The following is a 12,785-nucleotide window of genomic DNA, read 5'->3' on the forward strand; positions in this document are numbered from 1 at the left end:
CCCCGGCGCATCCGGCGTGACCGGCCATTCGTGCGGCAGCGGCTTGCTGCGGGCTTGCGTGCGGTCCGTTCGCCGCCATGCTCCCGCGCGTTGTGAATTCCATCCCGGTCGAACCGTCGTTCGAGTCCTTCTGCAAGCTGGCCGAGCAGGGCAATGTGGTCCCGCTCTACACCCAGCTCGCTGCGGACTTCGAGACGCCGCTGTCGGCGTACCTCAAGGTGCGCGACGCGCGGCATTCCTTCCTGCTCGAGAGCGCTGAAAGCACGGACAAGAGCGGACGATGGTCGATCATCGGGACGAACCCGCGCCGTGTCATCGAGGCCCGCGACAAGGACCTCGTGATCCGCGAGGGCTCCTCGGTGGAAGAGGTCACCGTGGAGGACGACGTGCTCGCCGCCCTGCAGCGCCACATGGCTCCCTACAAGCCGGTGTCGCACGGGAATCTGCCGCCCTTCTGCGGCGGTCTGATCGGCTTCCTCGCCTACGATGCGGTCCGCCAGTTCGAGCCCACGGTGCCTGCCGCGCCGAAGGACGAGCTGGGCATCCCGGATGCCGTTTTCATGCTGGCGGACACGCTGATCGTCTTCGACCAGCGCCTGCGCCGCCTCCAGATCATCGCGAATGCCTTCACCGGCGATCACGGAAGCCTGCTGGAAGCCTACGAGGCCGCCCGCGGCAAGATCTGCGCGATCGTGGAAATGCTGAACCGCCCGCTCCACGTGCCCGCCCTGAACGGCCTCGCGCCGGTCGAGGCGGCCCCGGCCGAGAGCAATACGACGCAGGCGGAGTACGAGGACATGGTGCTGCGCGGGAAGGAATACATCGCCGCGGGTGACGTGTTCCAGTTCGTGCCGAGCCAGCGCTTCTCCACGGACTTCCATCGCTCGCCGGTGGATCTCTACCGCGCGCTGCGGCATGTGAATCCCTCGCCCTACATGTTCATCCTGGAACTGGGCGACTTCTCCCTCGTCGGCTCGTCGCCGGAGGTGCATGTGCGTGCCATCGGCGGGCGCATCGATATCCGCCCCATCGCCGGCACCCGCTGGAGGGGGAAGACCCCGGAGGAAGACGACGCGCTGGCCGACGACCTGCTCGCCGATCCGAAGGAACGCGCCGAGCACCTGATGCTGGTGGACCTGGCGCGCAACGACGTGGGCCGCATCGCGAAGCACGGCAGCGTGCGCGTGGATGATTTCATGATCGTGGAGCGCTACAGCCACGTCATGCACATCGTGTCGAATGTCACCGGCACGCTGGACGAGACGCACAGCAGCTACGACGTGCTGCGCGCGACCTTCCCCGCCGGGACGGTGAGCGGCGCGCCGAAGATCCGCGCGATGCAGGTGATCAACGAGCTGGAGAAGAGCAAGCGCTGCGCCTACGCCGGTGCCGTCGGTTACTTCGGCTTCGATGGTGGCCACGACTCGTGCATCACCCTGCGCACCTGCCTCCTGAAGGACGGCAAGGCCTACGTGCAGGCCGGTGCCGGCGTGGTCGCGGACTCGAATCCGACCTACGAGTACGAAGAGACCGTCAACAAGGCGAAGGGAATGCTCCGCGCGATCGCCCTCGCAAAAACGCTGGAGGACTGACCATGCTTCTCATCATCGATAACTACGACTCCTTCACCTACAACCTCGTCCAATACTTCGGCGAGCTCGGGGCGGAGATGAAGATCGTGCGCAACGACGCGCTGACGGTGGACGACGTGAAGGCCCTGCGGCCCGAGCGCATCTGCATTTCCCCCGGCCCCTGCACGCCGAATGAGGCGGGCATCTCCTGCGAGCTGATCGAAAAGCTCGGCCCCACGACGCCGATCCTCGGCGTCTGCCTCGGCCACCAGTCGATCGGCCAGGTCTATGGCGGCGATGTCATCCGTGCGGAAAAGCTGATGCACGGGAAGACCTCGCCGATCCTGCACGAGGGGAAGAGCGTCTTCGCCGGTCTGCCGAGTCCCTTCGAGGCCACGCGCTACCACTCGCTCATCGTGAAGCGGGAGACTCTGCCGGATTGCCTGGAGGTCACCGCCTGGACCGCGGACGACGTCATCATGGGCCTCCGCCACAAGGAGCACCCGGTGCATGGCGTGCAGTTCCACCCCGAGTCGATCCTCACGCAGGACGGCAAGCGCATCCTGGAGAACTTCCTCGCGATGTGACCGCGAGGGGCGGTCTTGCAATGCGCGGTCGCTGGTCGTAAGTTGCGGAATGGCTGAGAAGCAGAAACCGGATTTCAGGAATGATCCTCTTTTCGAAGAGGTCTTGAGGGAAGGCTTGGCCATTCAACACCGGTTCTCGGCTGCACCCATCTACGCCAAAACCGGAAAGGGCTATCTGAAGAGCGAAGGCGTGGAGGAGTTGCGAAAGATCCGCGAATCCCGCCGCCAAGCGAAATGAGTTCAAACCAGCGATGGCTGGAGGCTTTCACGTGGGAGTTCGTCTGTGCTCAGAACGAAGCCCTCTGTCAGGCCAAGTCCGCGCATCACGGTCCGACATCTGACGGTCATGAGGCGACCCGGGCTCTCTGGCAGAGCTCGAGGAGCGAAGAGATGGACCTGTATCAGGTGATCGATCTTTGCCGAAGATGCCACCGGCTTGCGCCCTTCACCAACTTCAACGGCAACACCTTCTCCGCGATTGCCCGTGTGTTGGTCAGACGCCTGAATCTGCCTGAAGAGGAGGAACACATTGTCCGAAGCCTCGCCGGTCACATCGTGGCGGGCGTGGCGGGGGATGATGAGATCCGTGCGTTCCGGGATTTCTGCGCCTCCTTGTCGTAGGAAATCGTGGAAGTCCTGACCGCAAACTCCACTCGACCTTTCGCCTGATCCGGCGAATCTGGGAGGGATGTTCCGCATTGTCTCCATTGCCGCCCTCGTCGTGTGGGCGGCGAGTGCCGTCCCGTCCCTCGCCGACAAGCATCTGGTGATGGAGAGCCGGCATCCCACGGCGAAGGAGCGGCGGGCGGGTCGGGCGAAGATCGAGGCGGAGCTGGAGAAGGAAGGCTTCGGCCCCGTGCCGCGGGTCGTCGGCGGGCGGGCCGCGGCCGATGGCGAGTATCCGTGGATGGTCGGGATACTGGATGCAGGCGAGCCGGATGAGTTCGATGCCCATTTTTGCGGCGGCTCGCTGATCCATCCCTACTGGGTGCTCACGGCCGCGCATTGTGTGCTCGGCAGCCGCGCGGAGGATCTCGACGTGCTGGTCGGCGCGACCGATCTCTCAAATCCCGGCGGTGACGCGCGGCGCATCGCCGTCACGGAAATCATCCTCTCGCCGACCTACAATACCGCGACGATGGACGCGGACTACGCCCTGCTGCGGCTGGCGGAGCCCGCGGACGGCACGGTGATCCCTCTGATCGACGACCGCTCGCAGGAGATCCCTGGCGTGCTCGCCACCGTGACGGGTTGGGGCACCACGAGCGCGGGTTCCTCCAGCTATCCGAACCGCCTGCAAGAGGTGGAGCTGCCGCTCGTGGATCTGGCGGTCGCGAATGCCACGCCCGTCTACAGCGGAACCCTGACGCAAAACATGCTGCCCGCCGGAGTCGCTGCGGGCGGGAAGGACGCCTGCTACGGGGACAGCGGAGGCCCGTTGATCGTGCCGTCTCCCCACGAGCCCGGCTGGATGCAGGCGGGGGTGGTGAGCTTCGGAGCCGGTTGTGCGAAGCCGGGCGCGTACGGGATCTACACGCGCATCGGGAATTTCCGCGACTTCATCACCGGCCACATCCGGCCGAACTACGCCGCGTGGGAGAGGGCGAACGGGCGCAGCGGCGAGAATCTCGATCCCGACGGCGACGGCTGGACGAATTTCGAGGAATGGGCGCTGCCCGATGGGGGCGTCATCGAGCGGACCGTCGTCGATAACTACCTCCGGATCCGCTACCTGCGTCCGAATGTGGCTCCGGAGGCGGACTACATCCTGGAGCATGCGGCGACCGATGCGGGCCCGTGGTCCCCGGTGGCCGCCCGAGACTGGGGGATGACGCGTCTGGACGATGTCATGATCCTCTCCGCCTGGCGGCTCCCGCTGTCGGCGGATCACGGGGTCTATCGCGTGCGGGTTGAGATCTCCCGCGACTTCGTGCCGGGGAATCGGCCCTTGGCCTTCCCCGGCACGGCCACCGGCCAGCTCGGCTCGCAGGACCGGAGGAGTCAGGGGCAGATCTACCAGACCTACGCGCTGGATTTCCCGCCCGGCACGGGGCGGGTGGCGATCTCGCTGCGCTCGACGGATTTCAAGGCGATGCTCAGGATTCAAGGGCTCGGTGCCGGTGGCACGATCGTGGATATCGATGGCAATCAGGGCATTGGCGTCGGCGGGACGGACGAGTGGCATGAGTTCACCCCGGAAGGAGGGCGCCGCTACCGGGTGTGGGTGACCACCACGGACAGCGGCGAGGCGGGCAGGTATCAGCTCAATGTCTTCGACCCGCTGGCTCTCGCTGCCATGCCGCCCTTGGCCGCCCCGCGGGCGAAGCCACTGGTCGGAACGCTGGCCGGCGACGAGCTCCCTGACCCCTTCTTTCTGCCGGGGAGCTTCTTCTTCAAGGATGACTACCGGCTCGACCTCGCGGCCCTGCCTGCCGGGCGGCTGCTGGAGGTCCGCATGACTTCAAAAGGGCGGCCTTTGAAGGAAATCGACGATTTCCTGTCACTCATCGATGGGGAGAGCGGCCAGATGATTGCTGCAAATGACAACTTCGCGGGCAAAAAGAATGACGCCGGGCTGCGATTCCTGCCCGTCCCGGGAAAGACGTACCTTTTGCGCACTTCCTCCGCGGTGGAGAGGGACGTCGGGACATATCAATTGGCCGCCACCTCGCCCGTGCCCGGTGCGAAGAAAAGCCCGCTCGGCGGGATAGGCATCGGAAGCTCAGTGAGCGGGAAATTGACCGGCTCCAGTGAACTCGACGACCGCTACGCCACCTTCAAGTACGACTACCTGCTCGACGAAACGACCGCCGACCAGAGGGTGGCGGTCACCTTGGAATCCGCGAAGTTCGACGCCTACCTGACCGTGCTCGATGCCTCCGATCTGACCGTGGTCACCGAGGGCGATTCCGGCGGGCCCGATGGCGTCCGTGACAATGCGCGGGTCGAATTCCTTGCACGCGCGGGACACCGCTATTTCATCAGGGCCACGACCTACGAGCGCCTTGAAAAAGGCCCCTTCATCCTCAAGACATCTGCTGCTCCATGACCGATCAACCCTGGTTTTTGCCTGCCGCCTTTGGTGCGGTGCTGTCCCTGCAACTCGTGCTGCTGGTCATCCTGCTGCGGCTTTCCTCGCGGGTCTCCGGCCTGTCGCGGCAGATCGCCCCGCCCGCCTCGTCACCCGCGGCCCAGGAGCTTGCGGAGCGGAAGGAAGCGACCGGCGAGCAGAAGAAGTTGTTCGCGGAATTCATCGCCGAGGATCCTTCGCGGAGCGACCTTCCGAAGAAGGAGCAGTTCGCGGAATTCCGCAAATGGCGCGACCGCAAGGGCCTGAATTGGAAGGGCTCGGGAGACGCGGTCTGACCTTTCCACCCGCCTGGAAAAAAGAAGGGAACGACGGTTGCCCGCCGTTCCCTCGCATGATGCGCAAACTGCTGGATATCAGAGCACAGGCTGCACCTTCGGTGCGCCCGGGTTCCACTCGTCGCGGGTGAGGACGCCGTTGTCGTCGGAGTCTTCCTTCGCGAACTTCTTGGCCACGGTGGTTTCCTTGGCGTTCTTCGGGAAGGTCAGGGCGAACTCGGCCATGGTGAGTTCGTCGTTGTTGTCGCGGTCGGCGAGGTCGAACTTGTAGTACTTCGCGCCTTCCGGGCCCTTTGCCTTGCCCTTCTTGTAGAGCGTCCACTCCGCGAGGGAGAGGCCGTTGCTTTCATCGGCGTCAGCCTTGAGGAAGCGCTTGATGATCTCGATGGGGACGGTGTTGCCGAAGGTGTCGTAGAACTCCTCGAGGCTGATCGAGCCGTTGCTGTTTTCGTCAGCGGCGGCGAAGGAGATCTCTTCCTTCGTCGGCGGCTCGATTTCGCCGACGGCGATGAGGTACTCGTTCAGGGAGATAAGTCCCGAGCGGTCGGTGTCAGCCTTCTTGAAGGAGCGCTTGATCTTCTGGTTGGAGGTTCCTTCCGGCAGGGTCGTGGTGTACTCCTCGACGGTCAGGCCACCGGATTCATCCGTATCGGCTTCGTTGAAGTCGATGGTACCCGGGCTCAGAACGAGTCCAGCGAAGGCAGCTCCACTGAAGGTGAGAGCGACAGCGGCGGTGCGCAGGCCGCTGATAAGGGTGCTGTTACGATTGGTCATGGTATTGTGCTGCATCTTGCGGATGCGACGTGCGGGCTATCCGCACATGTGTGGGGCGAGCAAGAGAAATTCCCGGAAAGAAGATGAATTCACACGATTTTCATAATCCAATGTGACACAATTGTTGATCGACATGGTTGGAATCTGTTAGATGAGTTGAGGGCGGAGTGATCGCCGGTCATCGGTTGCGGTGAGCGCGATCCATGTGGATCAATGGCTTGTCTCCATTACACGGCTCCCCTACACACCCTACATGGAGGCCTTACACGACTTCCGTGATGCGGTACGAGCTGCCGTGGCGAATTTGGCGGCGGATTTCACAGCTTTTGCTTCGCGGTGGTCTGTCCGGGCCGTCTGGTCGCATCAGTCACGAAGGGGTGTCGGAAACGCGTGGGAGGAAAAAGGGAGTTCCTAGGGGAGGGGAGAGGCTTCCGGTCTTGGCGATTTCCCGATCTCGCCCGGGATTTTCCGTGTCATCGGCCCGCGAATGGGTCGGAAAAGCGGTGATCGTCCCGTGAGAACCATCGGGTAGTGCGCAGGCGCGCATTCGGTCCCCGGCCCCCTTCTTATAATAGGAAGCGACTCTTGCCGGGGCGGATTCCAGCCTGATCCGGTCGTCCGCAATTGGGGTTGCGCAGGTTTTTTGGAATTCTATCCGTTTTTCCGGTTGCCAGTGCCGAGAGCGGTTTGCAGACTCCGCGCCCGCGCCGCCAGATCCCCACGGAATGGGTCGCGAAAGAGCTTGTGAAAAATTTCACAAGCGCCCTAAATTTCCTCGCCGAGCACGAACAGACGCACCTACGTCATGGCCAATTTCTTCCCTCGCTGGACCAATTTGCTGCCGCTGAAAATCGCCGTTTGTGCCGGTTCGGTCGCGGTTGGAGCGGTGTTTGCAGTTTCTTACTACGCGACGCCAAAGACCCTCGTGGAGGGCTATCAGCCGTCGCAGCCGATTCCCTTCTCCCACAAGATCCACGTGGACCAGCTCGGCCTCGACTGCCGCTACTGCCACTCCTTCGTGGATGTGTCCGGCACCTCGAATGTCCCGACGAACAATACCTGCTGGAACTGCCACCAGCACGTCGCCAAGGACAGCCCGAAGCTCCAGCCGCTGCGTGACCGCATGATCGATCCCGATCCGACCGACCCGTCGAAGCGTCACCCGGACTTCGGCAAGCCGATCGAGTGGGTCCGCATCCATAAGACGCCGGACTACGTGTATTTCAACCACTCCGCGCACGTGAATCGCGGCATCTCCTGCCAGAGCTGCCACGGTCGGGTGGACCAGATGGAAGTCGTTTACCAGGAGCACAGCCTCTCGATGGGCTGGTGCCTCGACTGCCACCGCGAGCCTGAGAAGCACCTGCGGCCGCTCGAGGAAGTCTACAACCTGAAGTACAGCGACGCCGACGTCTCGAAGTACACCAAGGACGCCGGGGTGAAGACCACCCAGGACCTCGGCCTGAAGCTCAAGGAGCACTGGAAGATCGCACCGAAGGAAAGCTGCGCGACCTGCCACCACTGATCCGATCCGCCCGCTCTTCCGTTTCTTTTTTCATCCCCTTTCCGCAATCCCGCCCGCCCGCACTAGCCCATGAGCAAACGCATCTGGCAACATCCCGAAGTCCCCGCCGGTGAAACCACCGTCTCTTGGCGTGGCGTCGGCCAGCTCGAGGACACCCCGGCCTTCCGCACGTGGATGGAGCGCGAATTCCCGCAGGGAGTCGCGGAAATGAACAACCAGGAGGACGCCGAGACCTCGCGCCGTTCCTTCCTGAAGCTCATGGGTGCCTCGACGGCGCTGGCCGGCTTCGGCCTCGCTGCCTGCCGCCGCCCGGAAAGCTACATCGTCCCTTACAACAAGGCGCCCGAGTGGGTCATCCCCGGCAAGGCGACCTACTACGCATCCAGCCGCCCGTCCGCCTCCGGCGCGGTGCCGCTGGTGGTGACTACCTTCGAAGGCCGTCCGACCAAGCTGGCTCCGAACAGCCTGCATCCGGACATTTGCGGCACGGATTCCTTCACCCAAGCCTCCATCCTCGACCTATACTCGCCATCGCGCTCGCGCAAGACCCTGAAACAGGGAAAGCCGGTCGCCCGTGGTGAATTCGAGGCCGTGCTGGCCACCCTGGCCGCCGACAAGGCTGCGAAGATCGGCTTCGTCTTCGGTGAAGACGTCTCCCCGACCCGCGCCCGCTTGGCCAAGGAGCTGGTGGCGAAATTCCCCGCCGCGCAGTTCTACAGCTACGAGGCACTCACCAGCGCGTCGCCCTTCCTCGGCGACGGCGTCCGCCCGGTGGCGGATTTCTCGAAGGCCGACCGGGTGCTCGCGCTCGATTGCGACTTCGCCTCGCTCGATTTCCACGGCTCCACCATCCCGTTCTTCCAGCGCCGCAAGCCTGAGGGCGGAGACTACTCGAAGAAGCCGGATGCCGCGGCGATGAACCGCATGTATGCCATCGAGAGCGCCTTCTCGCTCACCGGTGGCATGGCGGATCACCGCCTGCGCGTGAAGCCGAGCCAGATCGCCGGCATCACCGCCTACATCGCCGCCGCCCTCGGCGTCTCGCAGGTCACGCCTTCCGAGGCCACCACGGATGAGAAGGTCATTTCCTGGCTGAAGCCGCTGGTCGCCGACCTGCAGGGTGCCGGATCGAAGGCGATCGTGCTCGCCGGTTCGCGTCTGCCGGAAGGCATCCGCATCCTGGCTGCCGCGATCAATGAGAAGCTGGGCAACACCGGCGAAGGCAAGGCCCTCCGCTACGTCCGCACCGAGAACGAAGGCTTCGGCGACATCGCCAAGCTCAAGGCGGATCTCGACGGCGGCACGCTCGACACCCTCTTCCTCCTCACCCCGGGCAACCCCGTCCTCGATGCCCCGGCCGATCTGAAGATCGCCGAGTCCTTTGCCAAGGCGAAGACCGTGATCCACCTCGGCGAGCGCACCGACGCCACCGCCCGTGCCGCCACCTGGCACGTGCCCGCCAGCCACTACCTCGAGAGTTGGTCGGACGCCCGCACCGTGAACGGTGTCTACACCGTGGTGCAGCCGATGATCCTGCCGCTCTACGACGAGTGCGCGAGCGAGCTGGAAATCCTCTCCGCCCTGCTGACCGACGAGGGCAAGCTCGTCACCGGCGAAGGCGAGGCCGGCGCTCCTTCCCCCGCCTACACCGAGGTCAAGAAGACCTTCGCGGCGGTCGGCGGCAAGAGCACCGAGGCCTGGCGCAAGCTCCTGCGCGATGGCTTCCAGCCCGGCACTTCCTACGAGACCGCTTCCGTCACGCTGCCTGCGGGCAAGGTGACCCTGCCGACCGCTTCGGCTGAAGGCCTTGAGGTCGTCTTCGCGACCGACGCCTCCGTTTACGACGGCCGCTGGATCGACAACGGCTGGCTGCAGGAAGCTCCCGATCCGATTTCCAAGCTTTGCTGGGACAATGCCGCGCTCATCGCGCCGCAGACCGCAAAGGACCTCGGTCTCTATGACGAGATCGTGGCACTGGAGCACAAGCGCGCCGGCGTCGGCGAGGACGGCGAAGGCGAGCACCGCACCGGTCCGGTCATCCGCATCAAGCTGAATGGCGCGGAACTGGAAATCGCGGTGATGATTTCCTTCGGCCAGTCCGAAAACACCATCGTCCTCCCGCTCGGCTACGGCCAGGGCTTCGATGACGAGGACAAGTTCAACCGCGGACCGAAGCACACCGGCACCACCGGTCAGGTCGGCATGAATTCCGGCTTCAATGCCTACCCGCTGCGCACCACCGCCACCTCCTACTACGCCACCGGCGCGGTCGTGGAGAATGCGAACAAGCGCTACCCGCTGGCCGTGATCCAGGAGCACCACGCCATGTATGGCCGTGCGCTCGCCCGCGAGATCTCGACCATCGACTCCGGTGACCACAAGGGCGGCTTCGAGGAGCAGCTCCACAATGTGAAGCTTCAAGGCAACGACGGCCACGCGCCGCCGAACATCTCCCTCTACAAGCAGGAAGGCGTGAAGGGCGCGGATGGCAAGCCCACCCCGCACCTCAGCGACAAGCTGCACCAGTGGGCCATGACGGTGGACCTGTCCTCCTGCATGGGCTGCAATGCCTGCCTCATCGCCTGCCAGGCCGAGAACAACATCCCGATCGTCGGCAAGCAGCAGGTCGCCATGGGCCGCGAGATGCACTGGGTCCGCATGGACCGCTACTACGCGATCGACAAGGAGAACACCTTCGACCCGGGCAACCCGGAGCTCATCTGCCAGCCGGTCTCCTGCGTGCAGTGCGAGAGCGCCCCGTGCGAAACCGTCTGCCCGGTGAATGCCACGGTCCACACCGAGGACGGCCTGAATGCGATGGCCTACAACCGCTGCATCGGCACCCGCTACTGCGCGAACAACTGCCCCTACAAGGCACGCCGCTTCAACTTCTTCGACTACAACAAGCGCAACCCGCTCGTCGCCCACAACCTCTACAAGGGTCCTCTCGGCGAGAAGCAGGTCGGCACCGCGCCGCACCTCCAGCGCAACCCGAACGTCACCGTCCGCATGCGCGGCGTGATGGAAAAGTGCACCTACTGCGTGCAGCGCCTGAAGGATGCCGTCATCCGCCAGAAGCGCGGCCAGAAGCAGGAGGCCCTGCTCTCCGGCAAGGCATCCCCGGACTCCGGCGTCACCGAGAACACGCTGCGTGTCTCCGTCGATGGCCTGCGGGTCGCGTGCCAGGAGGCCTGCCCGGCCGGTGGCATCGAATTCGGCAACCTTCTCGATGGTGACAAGTCGGCGATGAACCGCGCCAAGGCGAGCGAGCGCAACTACGACCTGCTCCACTACATCGGCACCAAGCCGCGCACCAGCTACCTGGCCCGCGTCAAGAACCCGAATGCGCAGATGCCGGACTCCAAGTTCGTCGGCAAAGCCACCATCCACATGCACTGATCCCGGTCAGTCCCACGAGTTCAGTCTTTCTTCTTCCTCTCGATCATGGCCACTGCCACCGAACACGCGCCGAGCACTCCCCGCCAGGGACCGAAACTTCCGGTCCTGGAGCGCGAGAAGCTGATTCTCAACGGCCGCTCCTACCACTGGATCACCGAGCGCATCTGCAGCGTGGTGGAGAATCGCCAGCCCTTCCTCTGGTGGCTGCTCTTCATCCCGTCCGCCATCATCGCGGCACTGGGCGTCGGCCTCGGCCTGACCTACCTCGTCTCGACCGGTGTCGGCGTCTGGGGCATGTCGAACCGCGTCTTCTGGGGCTGGGACATCACGAACTTCGTGTTCTGGATCGGTATCGGCCACGCCGGCACCCTGATCTCCGCCGTGCTCTTCCTGACGCGGCAAAACTGGCGAACGTCCATCAACCGCGCGGCGGAGGCGATGACCATCTTCGCCGTGATGTGCGCCGGTATCTTCCCGGCCTTCCACGTCGGCCGTGTTTGGATGGCGTGGTTCCTCGCGCCGATCCCGAATGCCAACTCGATCTGGCAGAACTTCAAGTCGCCGCTGCTGTGGGACGTCTTCGCCGTCTCGACCTACTTCACCATCTCGCTGATCTTCTGGTTCATCGGCATGGTGCCGGACCTCGCGACCATCCGCGACCGCTGCAAGCCCGGCCTGCGCAAGACCCTCTACGGCATCTTCTCCCTCGGCTGGCGCGGCGGCAACCGTCAGTGGAGCCACTATGAAATGGCCTACCTGCTCCTGGCGGCCCTTTCCACCCCGCTGGTGCTCTCGGTGCACTCCATCGTGTCCTTCGACTTCGCCACCTCGGTGGTCCCCGGCTGGCACACCACCATCTTCCCGCCCTACTTCGTCGCAGGCGCCATCTTCGGTGGCTTCGCGATGGTGCTCACCATCATGGTCCCCGCTCGCCAGCTCTACGGCCTGCACGACGTGATCACGATGAAGCACATCGACAACATGGCGAAGATCATCCTGCTCACGGGCACGATCGTCGGCTACGCCTACCTGATGGAGCTCTTCGTCGCCTACTACTCGGGCGCGCTCTACGAGATGGAGGCCTTCCGCATCCGTATCACCGGTCCTTACTGGTGGGCTTACGTCTCGATGATGTTCTGCAACGTGATCGCCCCGCAGGTCTTCTGGTGGAAGGCATGCCGCGAGAACCTCTGGGTCATCATGATCGTCGCCATGCTCGTGAACATCGGCATGTGGTTCGAGCGCTTCGTCATCATCGTCACCACGCTGACCCGCATGTTCCTGCCGGGCGACTGGAAGACCTACTCGCCGAGCTTCGTGGAGATCTTCCTCTTCGTGGGAACCATCGGCATGTTCCTCACGCTCTTCCTGCTCTTCCTCCGCTTCCTGCCTTGCATCAACATCGCGGAAGTGAAGTGGACCCTCCGCGAGTCCGACCCGCATTTCGACGATCACCACGACCACCCGGACCACGGCGTCGCCGTCGAGGAGGCATACCAGCACGAGCTGCACTCGAAGGCCACCGAGGCCAAAGCGTGATCCCCTGCACACCGGAACTTCTTA

At 64.0% G+C, this 12,785-nt stretch carries 10 protein-coding genes; 9 read left to right on the top strand and 1 reads right to left on the bottom strand.

What is annotated here, in order from left to right; translation table 11 throughout:
* The first annotated feature begins 77 nt into the window (after positions 1-77).
* The 6 genes from trpE (at position 78) to OKA04_RS11760 (ending at position 5,524) form a co-directional block, all read left to right on the top strand.
* Positions 78-1,592, top strand: a complete 1,515-nt coding sequence (gene trpE, locus OKA04_RS11735) for an anthranilate synthase component I (protein ID WP_264501353.1) — start codon at positions 78-80, stop codon at positions 1,590-1,592.
* Positions 1,593-1,594: 2 nt separating this feature from the next.
* The gene (locus tag OKA04_RS11740) at positions 1,595-2,158 is read left to right on the top strand and encodes an anthranilate synthase component II (protein ID WP_264501354.1); all 564 of its coding nucleotides are present in this window, start codon (positions 1,595-1,597) and stop codon (positions 2,156-2,158) included.
* Positions 2,159-2,207: 49 nt separating this feature from the next.
* The gene (locus OKA04_RS11745; RefSeq protein WP_264501355.1) at positions 2,208-2,396 is read left to right on the top strand and encodes a hypothetical protein; all 189 of its coding nucleotides are present in this window, start codon (positions 2,208-2,210) and stop codon (positions 2,394-2,396) included.
* The gene (locus OKA04_RS11750) at positions 2,393-2,779 is read left to right on the top strand and encodes a hypothetical protein (RefSeq protein WP_264501356.1); all 387 of its coding nucleotides are present in this window, start codon (positions 2,393-2,395) and stop codon (positions 2,777-2,779) included. The genes OKA04_RS11745 and OKA04_RS11750 overlap by 4 nt, the downstream gene beginning before the upstream one ends.
* A 67-nt stretch (positions 2,780-2,846) precedes the next feature.
* Positions 2,847-5,207, top strand: coding sequence for a S1 family serine peptidase (locus OKA04_RS11755; RefSeq protein ID WP_264501357.1), 2,361 nt, complete (start codon positions 2,847-2,849; stop codon positions 5,205-5,207).
* Positions 5,204-5,524, top strand: coding sequence for a hypothetical protein (locus OKA04_RS11760; protein ID WP_264501358.1), 321 nt, complete (start codon positions 5,204-5,206; stop codon positions 5,522-5,524). Before OKA04_RS11755 ends, OKA04_RS11760 begins: the two co-directional genes overlap by 4 nt.
* A gap of 78 nt (positions 5,525-5,602) precedes the next feature.
* Here OKA04_RS11760 and OKA04_RS11765 read toward each other — a convergent pair whose 3' ends face one another.
* The gene (locus OKA04_RS11765; protein ID WP_264501359.1) at positions 5,603-6,313 is read right to left on the bottom strand and encodes an EF-hand domain-containing protein; all 711 of its coding nucleotides are present in this window, start codon (positions 6,311-6,313) and stop codon (positions 5,603-5,605) included.
* A 790-nt stretch (positions 6,314-7,103) separates the two neighbouring features.
* Between OKA04_RS11765 and OKA04_RS11770 the strand changes: the two genes are divergently transcribed.
* From OKA04_RS11770 to nrfD, 3 genes are all read left to right on the top strand, one after another.
* On the top strand, positions 7,104-7,823 hold the full coding sequence (locus OKA04_RS11770; protein WP_264501360.1) for a cytochrome c3 family protein: 720 nt from the start codon (positions 7,104-7,106) through the stop codon (positions 7,821-7,823).
* A 69-nt stretch (positions 7,824-7,892) separates the two neighbouring features.
* The gene (locus OKA04_RS11775) at positions 7,893-11,222 is read left to right on the top strand and encodes a TAT-variant-translocated molybdopterin oxidoreductase (protein WP_264501361.1); all 3,330 of its coding nucleotides are present in this window, start codon (positions 7,893-7,895) and stop codon (positions 11,220-11,222) included.
* Positions 11,223-11,267: 45 nt separating this feature from the next.
* Positions 11,268-12,761 (top strand): NrfD/PsrC family molybdoenzyme membrane anchor subunit, encoded by a 1,494-nt coding sequence (gene nrfD / locus OKA04_RS11780; RefSeq protein WP_264501362.1) that lies wholly within the window; start codon positions 11,268-11,270, stop codon positions 12,759-12,761.
* The last annotated feature ends 24 nt before the right edge of the window (positions 12,762-12,785 follow it).

The sequence above is a fragment of the Luteolibacter flavescens genome (assembly GCF_025950085.1).
GTDB classification, from domain to species: Bacteria; Verrucomicrobiota; Verrucomicrobiia; order Verrucomicrobiales; family Akkermansiaceae; genus Haloferula; species Haloferula flavescens.

Coding starts and splice junctions, on each gene's coding strand:
- trpE (WP_264501353.1), top strand. CDS start 78: ATGCTCCCGCGCGTTGTGAATTCCATCCCGGTCGAACCGTCGTTCGAG.
- OKA04_RS11740 (WP_264501354.1), top strand. CDS start 1,595: ATGCTTCTCATCATCGATAACTACGACTCCTTCACCTACAACCTCGTC.
- OKA04_RS11745 (WP_264501355.1), top strand. CDS start 2,208: ATGGCTGAGAAGCAGAAACCGGATTTCAGGAATGATCCTCTTTTCGAA.
- OKA04_RS11750 (WP_264501356.1), top strand. CDS start 2,393: ATGAGTTCAAACCAGCGATGGCTGGAGGCTTTCACGTGGGAGTTCGTC.
- OKA04_RS11755 (WP_264501357.1), top strand. CDS start 2,847: ATGTTCCGCATTGTCTCCATTGCCGCCCTCGTCGTGTGGGCGGCGAGT.
- OKA04_RS11760 (WP_264501358.1), top strand. CDS start 5,204: ATGACCGATCAACCCTGGTTTTTGCCTGCCGCCTTTGGTGCGGTGCTG.
- OKA04_RS11765 (WP_264501359.1), bottom strand. CDS start 6,313: ATGCAGCACAATACCATGACCAATCGTAACAGCACCCTTATCAGCGGC.
- OKA04_RS11770 (WP_264501360.1), top strand. CDS start 7,104: ATGGCCAATTTCTTCCCTCGCTGGACCAATTTGCTGCCGCTGAAAATC.
- OKA04_RS11775 (WP_264501361.1), top strand. CDS start 7,893: ATGAGCAAACGCATCTGGCAACATCCCGAAGTCCCCGCCGGTGAAACC.
- nrfD (WP_264501362.1), top strand. CDS start 11,268: ATGGCCACTGCCACCGAACACGCGCCGAGCACTCCCCGCCAGGGACCG.